The 17388-nt window shown below is 66.0% G+C and carries 18 protein-coding genes, 1 tRNA gene and 1 other RNA gene; 11 read left to right on the plus strand and 9 right to left on the minus strand.

Features of this window, described 5'->3' with window-relative positions:
• Nucleotides 1–36: 36 nt before the first annotated feature.
• A complete protein-coding gene (locus ACFVVC_RS00005; RefSeq protein ID WP_387447724.1) occupies nucleotides 37–1104 on the plus strand; it encodes an L-idonate 5-dehydrogenase in 1068 nt (355 codons plus the stop codon).
• A gap of 3 nt (nucleotides 1105–1107) precedes the next feature.
• On the opposite strand, the gene ACFVVC_RS00010 is transcribed toward ACFVVC_RS00005, so the two are convergent.
• The gene (locus ACFVVC_RS00010; protein WP_387447725.1) at nucleotides 1108–1833 is read right to left on the minus strand and encodes a FadR/GntR family transcriptional regulator; all 726 of its coding nucleotides are present in this window, start codon (nucleotides 1831–1833) and stop codon (nucleotides 1108–1110) included.
• Nucleotides 1834–2066: 233 nt separating this feature from the next.
• On the opposite strand from ACFVVC_RS00010, the gene gndA reads away from it, so the two are divergent.
• Together gndA and ACFVVC_RS00020 are read left to right on the plus strand one after the other, a co-directional pair.
• Nucleotides 2067–3503: an NADP-dependent phosphogluconate dehydrogenase gene (gndA, locus tag ACFVVC_RS00015; RefSeq protein ID WP_018761620.1), complete on the plus strand. Its 1437-nt coding sequence runs from the start codon at nucleotides 2067–2069 to the stop codon at nucleotides 3501–3503.
• A gap of 133 nt (nucleotides 3504–3636) precedes the next feature.
• Nucleotides 3637–4470: an oxidoreductase gene (locus ACFVVC_RS00020; RefSeq protein ID WP_387447727.1), complete on the plus strand. Its 834-nt coding sequence runs from the start codon at nucleotides 3637–3639 to the stop codon at nucleotides 4468–4470.
• Between the two features lie 156 nt (nucleotides 4471–4626).
• Here the strand turns inward: ACFVVC_RS00020 and epsC are convergent, their stop codons facing one another.
• The 3 genes from epsC to msrA form a co-directional block, all read right to left on the minus strand.
• Nucleotides 4627–5211, minus strand: coding sequence for a serine O-acetyltransferase EpsC (epsC, locus tag ACFVVC_RS00025; protein ID WP_018761618.1), 585 nt, complete (start codon nucleotides 5209–5211; stop codon nucleotides 4627–4629).
• 41 nt (nucleotides 5212–5252) lie between these two features.
• Complete coding sequence (gene cysK, locus ACFVVC_RS00030; RefSeq protein ID WP_026264549.1) at nucleotides 5253–6188, minus strand: cysteine synthase A; 936 nt, start codon at nucleotides 6186–6188, stop codon at nucleotides 5253–5255.
• Nucleotides 6189–6252: 64 nt separating this feature from the next.
• Entirely contained in the window at nucleotides 6253–6777 is a 525-nt protein-coding gene (gene msrA, locus ACFVVC_RS00035) for a peptide-methionine (S)-S-oxide reductase MsrA (protein ID WP_387447730.1), read from the minus strand.
• A 98-nt stretch (nucleotides 6778–6875) separates the two neighbouring features.
• Between msrA and ACFVVC_RS00040 the strand changes: the two genes are divergently transcribed.
• Both ACFVVC_RS00040 and ACFVVC_RS00045 read left to right on the plus strand, forming a co-directional pair.
• Entirely contained in the window at nucleotides 6876–7799 is a 924-nt protein-coding gene (locus ACFVVC_RS00040; protein ID WP_387447732.1) for a Nif3-like dinuclear metal center hexameric protein, read from the plus strand.
• Between the two features lie 97 nt (nucleotides 7800–7896).
• Nucleotides 7897–8634 (plus strand): zinc ribbon domain-containing protein, encoded by a 738-nt coding sequence (locus ACFVVC_RS00045; protein WP_387447734.1) that lies wholly within the window; start codon nucleotides 7897–7899, stop codon nucleotides 8632–8634.
• A gap of 12 nt (nucleotides 8635–8646) precedes the next feature.
• Here the strand turns inward: ACFVVC_RS00045 and ACFVVC_RS00050 are convergent, their stop codons facing one another.
• The gene (locus ACFVVC_RS00050; RefSeq protein ID WP_387447736.1) at nucleotides 8647–9411 is read right to left on the minus strand and encodes a YaaA family protein; all 765 of its coding nucleotides are present in this window, start codon (nucleotides 9409–9411) and stop codon (nucleotides 8647–8649) included.
• Nucleotides 9412–9467: 56 nt separating this feature from the next.
• On the opposite strand from ACFVVC_RS00050, the gene rnpB reads away from it, so the two are divergent.
• The 5 genes from rnpB (at nucleotide 9468) to ACFVVC_RS00075 (ending at nucleotide 13369) form a co-directional block, all read left to right on the plus strand.
• Nucleotides 9468–9855: RNase P RNA component class A (gene rnpB / locus ACFVVC_RS00055), an RNA gene on the plus strand.
• 45 nt (nucleotides 9856–9900) lie between these two features.
• Nucleotides 9901–10440: a TspO/MBR family protein gene (locus tag ACFVVC_RS00060; RefSeq protein ID WP_387447738.1), complete on the plus strand. Its 540-nt coding sequence runs from the start codon at nucleotides 9901–9903 to the stop codon at nucleotides 10438–10440.
• Nucleotides 10441–10692: 252 nt separating this feature from the next.
• A complete protein-coding gene (locus ACFVVC_RS00065; RefSeq protein ID WP_387447740.1) occupies nucleotides 10693–12171 on the plus strand; it encodes a glyceraldehyde-3-phosphate dehydrogenase in 1479 nt (492 codons plus the stop codon).
• A 74-nt stretch (nucleotides 12172–12245) separates the two neighbouring features.
• Complete coding sequence (locus ACFVVC_RS00070; RefSeq protein WP_387447742.1) at nucleotides 12246–12455, plus strand: hypothetical protein; 210 nt, start codon at nucleotides 12246–12248, stop codon at nucleotides 12453–12455.
• 116 nt (nucleotides 12456–12571) lie between these two features.
• On the plus strand, nucleotides 12572–13369 hold the full coding sequence (locus ACFVVC_RS00075; RefSeq protein WP_387447744.1) for an HNH endonuclease family protein: 798 nt from the start codon (nucleotides 12572–12574) through the stop codon (nucleotides 13367–13369).
• A 19-nt stretch (nucleotides 13370–13388) separates the two neighbouring features.
• On the opposite strand, the gene def is transcribed toward ACFVVC_RS00075, so the two are convergent.
• The 3 genes from def to orn all read right to left on the minus strand — a co-directional run bounded on the left by def (nucleotide 13389) and on the right by orn (nucleotide 14928).
• Nucleotides 13389–13961: a peptide deformylase gene (gene def / locus ACFVVC_RS00080; protein ID WP_387447746.1), complete on the minus strand. Its 573-nt coding sequence runs from the start codon at nucleotides 13959–13961 to the stop codon at nucleotides 13389–13391.
• Nucleotides 13962–14096: 135 nt separating this feature from the next.
• Nucleotides 14097–14169 (minus strand) — tRNA-His (locus ACFVVC_RS00085).
• Nucleotides 14170–14298: 129 nt separating this feature from the next.
• On the minus strand, nucleotides 14299–14928 hold the full coding sequence (orn, locus tag ACFVVC_RS00090; protein WP_387447747.1) for an oligoribonuclease: 630 nt from the start codon (nucleotides 14926–14928) through the stop codon (nucleotides 14299–14301).
• Nucleotides 14929–15079: 151 nt separating this feature from the next.
• Here orn and mptB point away from each other — a divergent pair, with 151 nt between their 5' ends.
• Nucleotides 15080–16636, plus strand: a complete 1557-nt coding sequence (gene mptB / locus ACFVVC_RS00095) for a polyprenol phosphomannose-dependent alpha 1,6 mannosyltransferase MptB (protein WP_387447749.1) — start codon at nucleotides 15080–15082, stop codon at nucleotides 16634–16636.
• A gap of 11 nt (nucleotides 16637–16647) precedes the next feature.
• On the opposite strand, the gene ACFVVC_RS00100 is transcribed toward mptB, so the two are convergent.
• Complete coding sequence (locus ACFVVC_RS00100; protein ID WP_387447750.1) at nucleotides 16648–17349, minus strand: DNA alkylation repair protein; 702 nt, start codon at nucleotides 17347–17349, stop codon at nucleotides 16648–16650.
• Nucleotides 17350–17388 lie beyond the last annotated feature (39 nt).

The following is a 17388-nucleotide window of genomic DNA, read 5'->3' on the forward strand; positions in this document are numbered from 1 at the left end:
CATCTTCATCGACGGCGGAATGACGGTGGTGGTCTGATGGCACTGGATACAGCACTCCCAAGTTCCGGGCCGGCCGTGGTGGCGCACGCCGCCGGGGACCTCCGGGTCGATGAGGTCCCGCTGGCCCTGCCGGCGGATGACCAGGCCGTCGTCGAGGTCTTGTACGGCGGCATCTGCGGCTCGGACCTGCACTACTGGCTGCACGGCGCGGCCGGGGAATCCATCCTGAAGGCGCCCCTGGTACTGGGCCACGAGATTTCCGGCGTGGTGGTCCGCGCGGCCGCCAACGGCGAGGGGCCGCAGCCCGGAACCGCCGTCGCCGTCCACCCCGCCACCCCGGGGCCGGGCGCGGCCAGGTATCCCGCGGACCGGCCGAACCTCTCCCCGGGGTGCACGTACCTGGGCAGCGCCGCCCGCTACCCGCACACCGACGGCGCCTTCAGCCGGTACGTGAACCTGCCCGTCCGGATGCTCCGGGCCCTGCCCGAGGGCATCGACCTGCGCACGGCCGCCCTGGTCGAACCCGCGTCCGTGGCCTGGCACGCCGTCTCCCGCGCCGGGGACGTGGCCGGCAAAACGGCACTCGTGATCGGTTCCGGACCTATCGGGGCCCTTGCCGTCGCGGTCCTCAAACGCGCCGGCGCAGCGCACATCACCGCCGTCGACCTCCATCCCAAACCGCTGGAGATCGCCATGGCCGTGGGCGCGGACCACGTCATCAACGCCGCAGACACCGAAGCCATCGCCGGGGTGGAGGCGGACGTGGTGATCGAATCCTCCGGCAACCACCACGGGCTGGCCTCCGCCATCCGCGGCGCGGTGCGCGGCGGGACCGTGGTGATGGTCGGGCTGCTGCCCACCGGCATGCAGCCGTTACCCATCTCCCTGGCGATCACCCGCGAACTGGACCTCAGAGGCTCCTTCCGCTTCAACGACGAAATCGACCAGGTCATCACGGCCCTTGCCGACGGCACCCTGCACATCGACCCCGTCATCACCCACCAGTTCCCGCTCACCGACGCCCTGCACGCCTTCGAGGTGGCCAAGGACTCCACCAGCTCCGGCAAAGTCCTCCTCAGCTTCGACGGGGAAGGAAGCAGCTGATCGTCACTGCCGGACGGGGATGAACACCCGCGGTTGCTCCGTCCAGGTTTCGGCCATCTGTGACATGGTGCGCCGCATGATCCGGTCCGATGCCTCGCGGGCAGCGGGAGCGTCCCCCTTGGCGATTGCCTCTGCAACATCCTCGTGCCACTGCAGGGCGGCCTGGTGGGGATGGTCCGGCATCAGGCCGTGAACGGTCCGGCCCGTCAGTGTTTCGGCCACCTGCCCCATGAGGTTGGCAAACATTTCGTTGCCGGAACCGGAGAGCAGCAGCGAATGGAAGCGGATGTCCAGCTCAAGGAACCGGGCAACCTCGCCCTTGTTGCCGGCTTCCCGCATGGCGCGGGCAACGTCCACGAGTTCCAGGCGCAGCGGAGCCGGCGCATTCTCTGCTGCCAGTTCGGCGGCTGCGGGTTCCACGGCGGCACGGAGTTCGGCGAGGGAGCGCAGCTGGGCGCCGCGCGCGTCGCTGGCCAGCCGCCACCGGATCACCTGCGGATCAAAGGGGTTCCAGCGGCTTGAGGGCAACACCCGGATGCCAACCCGCTTGGTGGTTTCCACCAGCCCCAGGGATTGCAGGACGCGCACCGCTTCGCGGATTACGGAGCGGGAAACCTTCAGTTCATCCTCCAGCTGCTCGGCGAGCATGACGTGTCCCGCGGGGAGATCCCCTGAGATGATCCGGGTGCCCAGGTTCTCGATGGCACGGTGGTGGAGGCTGCTGGTCATGTTGCTAAGCCTAGTTGCTGGCGGATGCGGGATTGGCGGCAACCCGGTACGGCCGGGACACGGGAGCACGGCAGTCCTAGACTGGCAGCGACACAATCGGGTTCATGACGCGGACGTTACTTTCGCGTCACCGCCAGAATATATATGCTTTATTCCGACCCCCTGATATGCCCCGGCGTCCCAACCCGCACCGGAACCCTGGATCCGGGGCAAACAATGAATTGGAGTTATTGATGTCTGCACACATCGGTGTCACCGGCCTCGCAGTGATGGGCGCCAACCTTGCCCGCAACCTCGCCCGCAACGGGTTCACGGTTGCCCTGCACAACCGGTCGGTGGAGAAGACCGACGCGCTGCTGGAGAAGCACGGCTCGGAGGGCGATTTCATCCGGACCGAATCCCTGCAGGAACTGGTCGATTCCCTGGAGAAGCCGCGCCGGGTGCTGATCATGGTCAAGGCCGGAAAGCCGGTGGATTCGGTGATCGAGCAGCTGGAGCCGCTGCTGGAACCCGGCGACATCATCATCGACGCCGGTAACTCGCACTACGAGGACACCCGCCGCCGGGAAGCCGCGCTGGCCAAGAAGGACCTGCACTTCGTGGGCGTCGGCGTGTCCGGCGGCGAAGAGGGTGCCCTGAACGGGCCCTCCATCATGCCCGGCGGCTCCAAGGAGTCCTACAAGGCCCTCGGCCCGCTGCTGGAAAAGATTTCGGCAAAGGTGGACGGCGAGCCCTGCTGCGCATGGATTGGCACCGACGGCGCCGGCCACTTCGTCAAAATGGTCCACAACGGCATCGAATACGCCGACATGCAGGTCATCGGTGAGGCCTTCGACCTCCTGCGCTCCGGCGCCGGCATCGAACCGGCCGAGCAGGCAAAGATCTTCTCCGAATGGAACCAAGGCGAACTCTCGTCCTTCCTGATCGAGATCTCCGCCGAGGTCCTGGGCCACGTCGACGCCAAGACCGGCAAGCCGTTCGTGGACGTCGTCGTCGACGCCGCGGGCCAGAAGGGCACCGGACGCTGGACCGTGATCTCGGCACTGGAGCTCGGTTCCCCCGTGTCCGGCATTGCCGAATCGGTATTCGCCCGTGCACTCTCCTCCCAGGCAGCCCAGCGCAAGCTGGGCCAGGAGCTGCTGGCCGGCAACGAGGCAACGGTTGAGATCCCGGAGACGTTCGTAGAGGATGTCCGCCAGGCGCTCTACGCCTCCAAGCTGGTCTCCTACGCGCAGGGCCTGGACATGCTGACTTCCGCAGCCAAGGAATACGGCTGGGACCTCAAGCTGGACGAAATCGCTTCCCTGTGGCGTGCGGGCTGCATCATCCGTGCGGAACTCCTCAAGGACATCACCAAGGCCTACGCTGCGGACGAGAAGCCCGCAAACCTGCTGTTCGCCCCGGCGTTCACCAAGGCCATTGGCGACGCCCTCCCGGCCTGGCGGCGGGTCGTTGCCACGGCCGTGCAGCTCGGTATCCCGGTGCCGGTGTTCTCCTCCTCACTGGCGTATTACGACGGCCTGCGCCGCAAGCGCGTTGCCGCCGCCCTGATCCAGGGCCAGCGCGACCTCTTCGGCGCCCACACCTACGGACGTGTGGACACCGAAGGCACGTTCCACACCCTTTGGGGCGAGGACAAGTCCGAGATTTCGGCAGTCGACACGCACTAGCCCACGCCGCTTCCGGCCCGGCGGCCGGCGCTTCCCGATACTCTGGGGGCGCCGGCCGTCGGCATTTCCGGCCGCACCGGCCTTCCATCCGCGCAGCCAGCCCTCCCGGTTCGCCGTCCCAAGGAGTCCGCCCATGAACCAGCCCGTCGCCTTTGTCACCGGCGCGTCAACGGGAATCGGCTTCGAAGCTGCCCGGAAACTCGCTGCCCACGGATTCACCGTGTACGCCGGCGCCCGCCGGGTGGAGAAAATGGAACCGCTCAAGGCCGACGGCGTCCGGACACTGGCGCTCGACGTGACGGATGACGCGTCAATGGACGCCGCAGTCGGGGAAGTCCTCGCAGCCCACGGCCGGATCGACGTGCTGGTCAACAACGCCGGCTACGGATCCTACGGCTCGCTTGAGGACGTCGAACTGGCCGAGGGCCGCCGGCAGTTCGACGTCAACCTTTTTGGGCTGGCGCGGATGACGCAGCTTGTGCTGCCGGGCATGCGGGCCGCCGGCCGGGGGCGGATCATCAACATCTCCTCGATCGGCGGAAAGATGTACGAGCCGCTGGGCGCCTGGTACCACGCCACGAAGTTCGCCGTGGAGGGCCTTAGCGATTCGCTCCGGGTGGAGCTCAAACCACACGGCATCGATGTGTCCATCATCGAACCGGGCGGCACCCAGTCCGAGTGGGGCGCGATCTCCGCAGCGGGCCTGTTGGCGAGTTCGGGGACCGGACCGTACGCCGCCCAAGCCCAGGTGGTGGCGGCAGCGCTGGCTTCAACCGACGGTTCTGCGTTGTCCTCGCACCCTGCCGTGATTGCGGACGCGATCCTGCACGCCGCCACCTCGCCGCGGCCCAGGACCCGCTACCCGGTGGGGAAGGGCGCGCGGGCCATCCTGCTGCTGCGCCGGCTGCTTCCGGACCGCGCATTCGACACCGTGCTGTGGAGCATCTACAAGCGTTTCCCCGGCTAGCAGGGCACGGGCCAGGCTATGGCCCGGACTTCGTCCACTGTCCTTCGGAGACCACTTCCACAGCGCCGTCGACGACGCTGATGGCTGTCTGCTCGTCAGTGGCCCACTGTGGGTGGGCCGCCGGGACACCTCGGGGATCCGGGTAACGCCGGAGTCCTAGATCCGGTATTCGATATCGTATTCGGCCGGATCCACCGCAGGTTTGGTTTCCCGCTGCGCATCGCGGTGACGCCACTTTGCAGGAACGCCGGTAACGATCGACTCCGGCGGCGCGTCCTTGACCACTACGGCGTTGGCACCAACGGCGCTGTCCCGGCCAATGGTGATCGGCCCCAGGATTTTGGCTCCGGCACCAATCGTTACGCGGTCCCCGATGGTGGGGTGCCGTTTGATCCGCGCCAGCGAACGGCCGCCCAGCGTAACGCCGTGGTAGATCATCACGTCCTCGCCAATTTCCGCGGTCTCACCGATCACCACCCCCATGCCGTGATCGATGAAGAACCTGCGGCCGATGGTGGCCCCCGGGTGGATCTCGATGCCGGTGGCAAACCTGCCCAGCTGCGACAGCAGCCGCGCCGGGAAACGCAGGGCAGGGTTCTGCCACAACCGGTGCGTGAGCCGATGGATCCAGATGGCGTGCAGGCCGGAATAAGCGAAAAAGTTCTCAAAAGAACCTCGAGCCGCCGGGTCGTGGGACCGGGCGGCCTCGAGGTCTTCTTTCAGTCTTGCGAAAAAGCCCACAAAGTTCTTTCTACAGGAAACGGGCGGGCAGCTGAGTCTGCTTAGCCCCGGATGTCGTCATACAGCACGGTGGAGATGTAACGCTCACCGAAGTCGCAGACCACGGCCACGATCAGCTTGCCCGCGTTTTCGGGGCGCTTGGCCAGTTCCAGCGCACCCCAGACGATGGCGCCCGAGGAAATGCCGCCCAGGATGCCTTCCTTGATGCCCAGTTCGCGGGCAACGCGGACCGAGTCCTCCAGCGAAGCGTCGATGACCTCATCGTAGACGGTGGTGTCCAGCAGTTCCGGAACAAAGTTGGCACCGAGGCCCTGGATCTTGTGCGGGCCCGGAGCGCCGCCGTTCAGGATGGGGGAGTCCTTGGGTTCCACGGCCACGATCTGCACGCCGGGCTTGCGTTCCTTCAGGACCTGGCCGACGCCGGTGATGGTTCCGCCGGTGCCGACGCCAGCCACGAAGATGTCAACGGCACCGTCGGTGTCCGCCCAGACTTCCTCTGCGGTGGTCTTCCGGTGGATCTCAGGGTTGGCTTCGTTGGCGAACTGCTGTGCCCAGATGGAGTTCTCGGTGTTGGCCACGATCTCCTGGGCCTTTTCCACGGCTCCGCGCATACCCTCGGAACCCGGGGTGAGCACGATCTCGGCGCCGAAGGCGCGCAGCATGACGCGGCGTTCGGTGGACATGGTTTCCGGCATGGTCAGGATGACCTTGTACCCCCGTGCGGCACCCACCATGGCGAGGGCGATGCCCGTGTTGCCGGAGGTGCCCTCGACGATGGTGCCGCCGGGCTTCAGTGCACCCGACTTTTCCGCGGCGTCAATGATGGCGACACCGATACGGTCCTTGACGCTGTTGGCCGGGTTGTAGAACTCCAGCTTGACCGCAACGGTGGCGTCCAATCCTTCGCTGAGCCGGTTCAACCGAACCAGCGGTGTCCCGCCGACCAGTTGCGTTACATCGTCATAGATCCGTGCCATGTACATACGCCTATCTCTAAGGGGTGAATACTGAGGTCAGCCTAACGAGGCCGCGTAACGCTGGCTAAGCGTTAAGCCATGAAGAGTAATATTTCCTCGCCTTGGCCAGCTTGGGGTTGATGATCACCTGGCAGTACCCCTGTTCGGGGTGCTTGGCGTAGTAGTCCTGGTGGAATTCCTCCGCCACGTGGAACCGCGGCAGGCGGCTGACTTCGGTGACGATTGGATGCTTCCACAGCGCCTGGTTGCGTTCGATCGCTTCCTCGAACAGGATCTTCTCTTCCGTGGTCTCGTAGAACATGGAGGAACGGTACTGGGTGCCCACGTCGTACCCCTGGCGGTTCAGGGTAGTGGGATCGTGCAGGGCGAAGAACATGTCCAGGATGACCTCGGCCGGAATGACCTCCTCGTCGAAGGTCACGGCAACAACCTCCGCGTGGCCCGTGGTCCCGCTGCACACCGAGTAGTAGTCGGGGTGGGGATCGTGCCCGCCGGTATAACCGGACACCACGGACGTGACGCCCTTGGTCTTTTGGTAGACGGCGTCGAGGCACCAGAAGCAGCCCCCGCCAAGAACAAAAGTTTTCATGACCTCTTCAATGGTTGACGGCGCCGGATGATTCCCGCCGGCTCTTCCCGGCGCTGCAACATGCGGTACCGGGAAGGCGATGGGGTAAAACTAAGACTATGGAACCTGTGGACACCGACGTTACCGGCAAGGCAGATCACGACGGCGAAACCTCCTCCGACACGCTCGCCCGGGACGGTGCCGCCGAGGATCCTACCCTGGCCGAACTGTTACTTGCCGTGGAGGAGCTGTGGCCGGAATCGCTGGCGGAGAACTGGGACGAGGTAGGGCTTGTGGCAGGCCACCCGTCCGCTCTGGTCAGCAAGGTGATGTTCGCCGTCGACCCCACCCTGGAAGTCATTGAAGAAGCAATTGAGTGGGGTGCCGGTCTCCTCATTACCCACCATCCGTTGTTGCTGAAGGGTGTCACGTCGGTGGCTGCCACCACGGCCAAGGGCCGGGCAGTCCACCGGCTGATCGAGTCGGGGACGGCCCTGCTGACCGTGCACACTAACGGGGACTCCGCCGTCGGGGGCGTTTCCGATGTCCTGGCCGATGCGCTGGGGCTGCAGGATGTTGCCCCACTCACCGCGGCGGCCAACGGGCTGCCGGAGGAAGGCATTGGGCGGGTCGGCGACCTGGCGGACGCCATGAGCCTGGGTGATTTTGCTGCACGGGTGTTCGGGATTCTTCCCTCAGTTGCCGGGGGTGTGCGCGTTTCCGGTGACAAGGACGGCCTGGTGCGGCGGATTGCCGTGTGCGGCGGCGCCGGCGACTCCCTGTTCAACGAGGTCAGGGCCAGCAACGCGGACGTGTACGTGACCGCAGACCTTCGCCACCATCCCGCGTCCGAGGCCCGGGAGGCTGCCCTCAACGGCCGGCCATACCTGGTGGACGTTTCGCACTTTGCCAGTGAATGGCTGTGGTTGCCGGCCGCCGCCGCAGCCTTGGGGAACGTCCTGGCGGACCAGGGGCGCGACCTGGAGATCCGGGTCAGCACCACCAACAGTGATCCGTGGGACTTCATCCTCACCCCTGGCTGAGCCTGGCAGCGGCAACCGTGCAGCCCAGGCGATAGAGTCTAGGAAGCGCCGGTAGGGTGCCCGGCCCGTGGCCGGACGGGATCAAGCGGAGGTAACAGTGGCGAAGGCAGCACCGGCGGAACAGTTGAAGTTGCTCGAACTGCAAGGACTGGACGCCAGGCTGACCGGCCTCGCCAACCGCCGGCGGACGCTCGAAAATGACCCCAGGATCAAGGACCTCGAAGCGGCTCTGTCCGTGGCCAACGGAGAACTGGGTGCTGCCAAGGTGGCGGTGCATGACGCCGAAGCCGCGCTCAAGCGGGCGGAAGCCGACGTCGAACAGGTTGCTTCGCGCATCCAACGCGACGAAGCCAGGCTTAACAGCGGCACCGGGCTTTCCAAGGACCTGGTGGCCTTGCAGAAGGATATTGAATCGCTGAACAAGCGGCGCTCAGACCTCGAAGACGTGGAACTGGAAATCCTGGAGCGGCTGGACACGTTGCGGGAACGGCAGGCCGCCCAGCAGACGATCGTCGATGACATCCAGGGCTCGTTCGGCACTATCCGGGCCGAGCTGGACGCGGCCCTCGCCGACGTCGCCGCCGAGGCCGAAGTCCTCGTTGCCCGGCGGGCCGAATTCGCCGCAGGCCTCGATGCGGGCATGGTGGCCGTCTACGAGAAGACCCTCGCCAAGAGGGGCGTAGGCGCCGCGCGGCTCTTCCACGGGACGTCAGAGGCCTCCGGGATGAAGCTCAGCCCCGGCGACCTCGCCGAGATCAAGGCGGCCGCGGCGGATGACATCGTGTTCTGCCCGGATTCCGGCGCCATCCTGGTCCGTTCGGACGACTGGTCCTGAACCAACTGCGGGTCAGCCGGGCAGGATGATGTTCAGGGCATGGGGCTTGCGTGACGTACCCGGCACCAGCTCCGCGTCCCATTTTTCGCGCGCAACCTTCACCAGGTCCGACGCCGCCGCAGGGGCTTTGCCGCGGCGTGCCAGCAGGTGCCGCGCCAGTTCGCCGCGGGTGTGCTTGGCGAAATGGCTCACCACTTTCCGGACGCCGGCGGCCTCGGTAAAGACATTCACCGTGACGGTCCGCTCCGGTGGCGCCGCCCACGCGGCCGCGTAGGTGCTCGAACGGCAGTCAACCACCAGGTGGCCCTCGGCGGCGCGGCCCAGCGTGTCATCCAACTGCGCCTTCCAGAACGGAGCCAGCCGGCCGACGTCGGGCAATGCCGTCCCCATCGAAAGCCGGTAGGCCGGAACGCTGTCGCCAAAGCGGATGGCCCCCCACAGCGCGGAAACCACCAGCACGGACGCGTCCGCCTTGCGCCGCTGTGCGGGCGTCAGGCTCCGGTATCCCAGGGCGTCATACAGGACGCCCGAGTAGATGCTGTGTGCCGGGGCGGCAGGCTCGCCATGGAGCCGGGTATTGCGTTCGACGTCGTCCCGCAGCGAGGCGCCCACGCCCAGCAGCGTGAGGGCGTCCGGGTGCGCGCTGACCGCTTCCAGCGCTGCCAGGACCTTGGCGCGGCAGGGATTGAGCTCAGGGAAACTCAGCGAGGGCCAGTCGACGGCGGACCCGCGGCGCGCGGGTGTCTTGCCTTCGGACGGGGGAAGCAGAATCAGCACCGTCCGATCCTACCGGCGACAAAAGCGGTCGGGAGCGCCGGTAGACTGGACCCGGATGGGACAGCCAGACGGCCGCGCGCCACGAAAGTGGCTCGAGGAACGTCCGGGCTCCGCAGGGCAGGGTGGTGGGTAACGCCCACTCGGGGTAACCCGCAGGCCAGTGCCACAGAAAACAGACCGCCTGCCTGTCCGGCCTTGGCCGGAGAGGGCGGGTAAGGGTGAAACGGTGGTGTAAGAGACCACCAGCTTCCCGGGTGACCGGGAAGGCTAGGTAAACCCCACCCGGAGCAAGGCTAGACAGGACACGTTTGAGGGCTGCCCGCCCGAGTGTCCGGGTAAGCCGCTGGAGGGTGCCGGCAACGGTACTCGTAGATGGATGGCCGTCGCTCCCTTTCCGGCAACGGCAGGGGAGAACAGAACCCGGCGTACCGGCTGTCCCATCCGCAAAACCGGGTTTGACCTTGGGCGCGGTGTTGGGGATGCTGGACCGTGCCCGTTATTACTGATCTCCGGCCGGCCGCCGGGACGGCCGGAAAAGTACCCGGCCGGCGTTCCCAAATTGTCGCCCTTGCGGGGTTCCTTGGACTGTCGGCTGCGGCCTGGGTGCTTGCCTCGATCCCCATCATCCTCAATTCCACGGGCTGGTATGCCGGCTCGCTCAAGGCGCCGTGGATGCCGCCGTCGCTGATGTTCCGGATCACCTGGATGGTGCTGTACGTCGGAGTGGCCGCCGCGGCGTGGCTGGTCTGGCGCAAAGGTGGATTGAGGGGTCCGGCCCTGGCCGGTTATGCCGTCCAGCTCCTGCTCAACGCATCGTGGCCGGTGACGTTCTTCGCGATGTACCCCATAGCCGGCGCCGCTGCCCTGTGGGCGGCATTCCTCGTCATCTGCTCCCTGGCCGCGACCCTGGCGTTCCTGATCGTCCGGTTCGGCCCCGTGGACGCCACCGCAGGGTTGCTGGTGTTGCCGTATTTCTCCTGGGTGGTCTTTTCCGCCAGCCTCAACCTGTACGCCGCCGTCCACAACTGAGCGCCCGCGGGGAGCCCGTGTGAGTGATTTCACGCAGCACAGGCGTGTTCGGGGAGCTGCGCCAAATTAGAATGGATCCCGGACGCAGGAGTTCTACCGCCGAAAGTTGCGTTCGCAGCCGGCGGTTTTTCTTTGCACGCGATCCAGGTGCCTGGGGGCCGACCCCTGCAGGTGCCGGTGCCCCTGGACATCATCAGGTGGCCTACATCTGTGTACGAGGACGTACACGGCTGACCCGAGGAAGGTATTTCTGTGAGCCAGACGTCTGATTCTTGTCTTGATACGTGGATGGGCCGGGAGGCCCTCGCCGAGGCCATGATCCCGGTGATCGGCAGGCTGTACCGCGAAAACAACGTGGTGACCAGCATCCACGGCCGGAGCCTGATCAATAAGTCCACCATGAACATCCTCAAGGCACACCGCTTCGCGCGCCGGATGAGCAAGGACGAACTGCTCCTGGAGGACACGGCACCCCTGCTGAACACGCTGGCCGGGCTGGACCTGGGTGCCGCCGCGATCGACATCGCCCGCCTGAACCAGAAATTCAAGGAAGAGGGCAACGGAGCCACCCTTGAAGAGTTCCTCCGTGCCGAACTCGCCGAGATCGTTGGCAAGCGTGGCGGCGATGAACGCACCAGCACCGACGTGGTGCTCTACGGGTTCGGCCGCATCGGGCGGCTCCTGGCACGCCTGCTGATCGAAAAGGCCGGTGGCGGCCACGGCCTGCGCCTGCGCGCCATCGTGGTCCGCCGCGGGTCCGACAACGACCTTTCCAAGCGGGCCAGCCTGCTCCGCCGGGACTCCGTCCACGGTTCCTTCGAGGGCACCATCCGGATCGATGAAGAAGCCAACACCATCACGGCCAACGGCGTCCGCATCCAGGTGATCTACTCGAACGATCCCGCCACCATCGACTACACCGCCTATGGAATCAAGGATGCCCTGGTGGTGGACAACACGGGCCGCTGGCGCGACGCTGAAGGACTGTCCCAGCACCTCCAGAGCAAGGGTGTTGCACGCGTCCTGTTGACGGCTCCGGGCAAGGGCGAACTGAAGAACATCGTCCACGGCATCAACCACCGGGACATCAACGATTCCGACCGGATCGTGTCCGCCGCCTCCTGCACCACCAACGCCATCACCCCGGTCCTGAAGGCCATCAATGACAAGTTCGGCGTGATCCACGGGCACGTGGAGACCGTGCACTCCTTCACCAACGACCAGAACCTGATCGACAACTTCCACAAGGGCGACCGCCGTGGACGTTCCGCCGCTCTGAACATGGTCATTACCGAAACCGGCGCCGCCAAGGCGGTGGCCAAGGCCCTGCCTGAGCTCCTGGGCAAGTTGACCGGCAGCTCCATCCGCGTTCCCACCCCGGACGTGTCCCTGGCCATCCTGAACCTCAGCCTGGAGAACGGCACCACCAAGGATGAGGTGAACAACTACCTGCGCGAGATGTCGCTGCACTCGGACCTTCGCAAGCAGATCGACTACATCGACTCGCCCGAGGTTGTTTCCACCGACTTCGTGGGCTCCCGCCGCGCAGGCATCGTTGACGGCCTGGCCACGGTGTCCACGGACAAGAACCTGGTCCTCTACGTCTGGTACGACAACGAATTCGGCTACAGCTGCCAGGTAGTGCGGGTCATGGAGGAAATGGCCGGCGTGAACCCGCCGTCGTTCCCTGCCAAGGAAAGCGCGGCTGCCCTGGCGGCGATCGCCGTCTGACCAAAAGCGACACGTCCTGCCAATTCCCGGCTGGTTCACTGGAATCAGCCGGGAAACCGGACCAGACTGGTGGCATGGACAACGAATCGACGCTTCAGCACGAAACCACCCTCGAACACGCACTCGACGTGGCAAAGGCCAACCACAAGGAAGCCCTCAGGCTCCTGGAGGGCGCCCGCGCCGCGCACCAGGCAGGGGACGCCAGCGAGGCGCGCGTCCGCCAGCTGGAGGAACTCCTGGCCACTGCGGAGGAGGACCTCCGGAGGGTCACGCGCGAGCAGTAGATGCCGTGGGCGTGTGATCCATCACTCGTCCTCCACAGTGTGGATATCGGCGGCCCGCTGCGGTCCCTGGCCTAGGCTCTTGGGGTGTCCCCCTTTAGCGATCCGGTCTCAGCGCCGTGACTGTCAGCTGGTCCGGCTACCGCCGTGCGCGCCGCCGTTCCCGGCAGGCCTGGGGCCTGCTGGTAGCGGTCGCGGCCTCCGTCATAGCCGCGCTGTCCTGGTTCTTCACTGCCGGACAGTTCGCGGCAGCCGGACCCGCGGCTGCCGGGCCAACCGAGGCGCCGGTTTTCGATGCCGCCTTTATGAAACCGGTGGCCGAGCCCAACCCCGTACCTGCGGGCGCCGCACTCTCCGCCCTTGACGGCCTGGCAGTGAAAGGCAGGGCACCGAATACCGGCTATAGCCGGGAAGCCTTTGGCCAGGCGTGGCTTGATGTGGACCGGAACGGATGCGATACCCGCAACGACATCCTGAGGCGCGACCTCGCCGGAGTCGTGTTCACCGAAGGTTCCTCGTGCAAGGTAACGGGCGGCCATTTCCAGGAACCGTACACCGGACAGGCCATTGAGTTCCGCCGCGGCGCCGACACCAGCAGTGCGGTGCAGATCGACCACGTGGTCGCCTTGGGCGACGCCTGGCAAAAGGGCGCGCAGGGCCTGACCCCGAAGGAACGCCAGAGCCTGGCCAACGATCCGTTGAACCTGGTCGCCGCCGACGGGCAGGCGAACCAGAAAAAGAGCGCCGGTGACGCCGCAACGTGGCTGCCGAAAAACACCGCGATCCGTTGCCACTACGTGGCCCGGCAGATTTCCGTGAAGGCCGCCTACGGCCTGTGGGTGACGGCGGCTGAGAAGGATGCCATGAAACAGGTGCTGGCGTCCTGCCCGGGGCAGCAGACGATTACCGCCGGCTGAGCGGCGGCGCGGAAGCCGCTTAGTGGCCGAACGGGTCCGGATCGACGCCGGGCATCCACGTCAGCCCCGGAACGCCCCACCCGTTCTTCTTGGCCTGCTTGAGGGCTTTGCGGGAGTAGCGGTCCAATAACCGGTTGACGTACAGTTTGCCGTCCAGGTGGTCGAACTCATGCTGGATGACCCTGGCAAACCACCCCGTCGCCTCGAATTTCACCGGCTCGCCAAAACCATCGAAGCCTTCCACCCGGGCCCACTCGGCCCGCTTCAGCGGGTACTGCTCGCCCGGGAAGGACAGGCAGCCCTCTTCCTCCTCGTCCGGGTCAGGGGCGGCGCCGGAGACCTTGGAGAGGGTGAGGACAGGGTTCACCAGCGCACCGCTTGGCGGAGCGCCGTCGTCGTTGGCGTACTTGTAGACGAAGATCCGCTTGCCCACGCCGACTTGCGGCGCCGCGAGTCCCACGCCGTTGGCGGCCTCATTGGTCTCGAACATGTCGGCAATCAGGGTGCGCAGTTCGTCGTCGAAAACCTCGACTTCCGCTGCCCGGCGGTGCAGGACGGGCTCGCCCCAGATGGTGATCGGCAGAACGGTCATAGCAATAGTCCTTCGGCTTCGGGGCCGGCAGCGCCGGCGTCCCTGCACGTACCTTGGTGGGACACAACAAAGGAGGCCGCACCGGATATCCGGTGCGGCCTCCTTTGTTGACGGCTGCAAGAGCCGCCCCGTGAGGGTGAGCGACGGGGGTTGAACCCGCGACCTCCTGGACCACAACCAGGCGCTCTGCCAACTGAGCTACGCCCACCATGTGCTTCAAGGGCTGACCGGGTTACCGGCTCCCTGGAAACGCAACTCAAATAGCTTACCTGCTCGGAAGGGGTGCTTTGTCCACTTTCCGCGATTTCCGCGAAATTTCCTCCAAACGTGGCGCAGATTACTCGCCGGCCGGGCCGGCGGCATCGTCGCTGGTGATGCGCCGGGCGATCTTCTGGGCCGTGGTGCTGTCAGGGCCCGGCGCCGGCACGAACACCGCTTCACGGTAGTAGCGGAGTTCATCAATGGAGTCCTTGATGTCACCCAGTGCACGGTGGCCGCCCTTTTTTGCCGGCGACTGAAAGTACGCCCGCGCGAACCAGCGGCGGGAGAGCTCCTTGATGGTGCTGACGTCGATCACCCGATAATGCAGGTGCTCCACGACGGCCGGCATGTCGCGGGAGAGGAACACCCGGTCGGTGCCCACGGAGTTGCCACCGAGCGGAGCCTTCCGCGGATCCGGAACCCACGCGGAGATGTATTCCATGACGGCGGCCTCCGCCTCCGCCATGGTCTTGCCGTGGGGAAGTTCCGCCAGGAGCCCGGACTTGGTGTGCATGTCCCGGACGAAGTCGGACATCTGGGCGACGGCCGAGTCCTCGGGCTTGATCACCACGTCGACACCGTCCCCAAGGATGTTCAGTTCCGAATCGGTGACCAGGGCTGCCACCTCGATGAGGGCGTCGTTCTTGATGTCCAGGCCGGTCATTTCGCAGTCGATCCAGACGATTCGTTCGTTAGATATAGGCACCGGACAAGCGTACCGTTACAGTCCCGGACGCCCCGCCGATGCTAGGATTTCGGGTACACGGCGGGTCGCCCCGCCGCCTTCGAACATGTCCCGGCCGCCCAGCGGTTCGCCGGGCAGCAGCGGAAACGCAAGAAGATTGGACATTCCTGAAATGACGGCGCCTGTGCCCGCAACGGGGGAGATGGCGGCGGCCGGTACTGCCCCGGCGGGCGGTGCCGAGGTGGACAATCCCCGCTCACCCCTGCTTGCCGGCTTCCTCGGGTCGTTGTTCATGATGTTCGGTTCGGCCGGGGTGGGCTGGCTCGCGCCGGTCTCCGAACTCCGCCGCATGCCGCTGTTCATCTGGATGCGCACCGAAGCGCCGGGCGTGGCCCTGTCCATCGTGCTGGTCGCCGCAGGGGGCATGCTGCTGGTGCGCGCCTGGCTGCGGCTCGGCCAAAAAGTCCGTGTGTGGGGCGGCCAGGCCCGGCGCGCCACCCTGGCGGCGGTGGTGGCGTGGGGACTCCCCATGATGTTCAGCGTCCCGTTGTTCAGCCGCGACGTCTATGCCTACATCGGCCAGGGACGGCTGATGGTGGAAGGGTTCAACCCTTACGAAAACGGCATTTCCGCGCTGTCCAACTACTTCCAGCTGGGAGCCGACAAACAGTGGACCGAAGCTCCGGTTCCTTACGGCCAGCTGTTCCTCTGGATCGAGCAGTTCGTCGTGTGGGCGACCAGCGTCCAGCCGGAAGCCTGCATCATGCTGTTCCGGCTGGTGGCCCTGGCGGGCGTCGTGCTCTGCGTCATCTACGTGCCCCGGCTCGCAGAGCTGCACGGCATCAATCCCCACCGGGCCCTGTGGCTCACCGCGGCCAACCCGCTATTCCTGACCAACTTCATTGCCAGCGTGCACAACGACTCGCTCATGATCGGGCTGGCGCTTGCCGGGCTCTACTACTCCGCGACCCGCCGGGAGGTCCGGGGCATAGTGCTGGTCACGCTGTCCATTGCCGTCAAGCCCATCACCATCGTCTTCCTTCCGTTCATCGGCCTCCTCTGGGCGGGCAGGAACGCCGGGTGGCTGCGGAAAATCGCGTTCTGGGCGCTCACGGCCGGCCTGAGCCTGGCGTTGCTGGCCCTGATGAGCCTGGTCAACGGCTTCGGCTTCGGCTGGATCAACGGACTCTCCGCGCCCGGGAGCATCTCCATCTGGTACGCCCCGGTGGGCCTGCTTGGCATGGTGGTGGGGTCCCTTGCCAACGCGTTCGGGCTGGACGGCTCAGTCCCGGCGGGCTGGGTGTTCGACGCCGGCAAGCTGCTTGCCGTGGCCATCCTCGCCTGGCAGATCCTCAAGGGCGACCATGACCGCCTGATGCGCCGCCTCACGCTCGGCCTGGCCGCAGTGGTCCTGCTGGCCCCCATCATCCAGTCCTGGTACGTGGTGTGGCTGATCCCGCTGTTCGCCGTGACGGGCATCCGTAACGACTGGCAGGTCAAAGCGCTGTACTTCGTGGTGTCATTCTTCATGATCTACGCAATTTCGGACCAGCTGGACGTCTTTCCCTACCTGCAGACCCAAGACCTGGGCTTCGCCCTCCTGCTGGCCCGGATTGCGGCGGCCCTGACCGCGCTGCTCTTCGGCCTCTACCTGATCTTTTGGGATCCCGGCACCCGCCGGCTGTTCCGCAAGACGCACGAGCCCGTCGTCGAACGTCCCGTGATCTAGCGGCGGCTACGCTACGGGCGGCCGGTGCCGATCCTGCGCAGGGCCTCCCTGCGGGACAACGGACTCAGCTCCTGCCCATGCCGGGCGACGAATTCCTCCACCCATTCAGGCGCCGTTTTGGCGAACTCACGGAGCGCCCAGCCAATCGCTTTGCGGATAAAGAATTCCCGGTCCGCCAGGTTCGGTTCAATGACATCGGCAAGCAGCGCCGTATCGGTGGCTTCCTTCGCCCGCAGCTGCGACGTGATGGACGCACGCCGAATCCAGAAGTCCGGATCACGGCTCCACGTCCTGAGCACAGCTGTCATCTCGGCCGGGTGCGCCAGCAGCAGGGCGCAGATCCGGCCGGACACGCCGTCCACAAAATCCCACCATGCCCCGGTGCGGATGATTTCCTCATACACCGGCAGCATCGCCAGGTCTTTGGCAACCAGGCGGTTGCCGGTCAGGTCGATGGCCGCATAGCGTTCTTCCCGGAACGCGGCCGTGCGCCACAGTTCCAGCACCGTGGCGCGCAGCCCGGCCGCCGATGTTGGGGGAAACCCTGCCGTGGCCTGCGCCGCGATCCTCCGGACGTCCGGAACCCGGACGCCCAGGGACGGCACGGAAGACTTCATATATGCCTGCGCGCCGGCGGCACGCGCGGGATCGGACAACTCCCACAGCGCACTCCTGACGGCGCCGATGAGGTACTGGTCGGGTGCCGCTTCCATGGGGCAACTCTAACCAGCCGGGCGCCGCTGCGATGACGT

Source organism: Pseudarthrobacter sp. NPDC058196, from assembly GCF_042882685.1.
Taxonomy (GTDB): Bacteria; Actinomycetota; Actinomycetes; order Actinomycetales; family Micrococcaceae; genus Arthrobacter.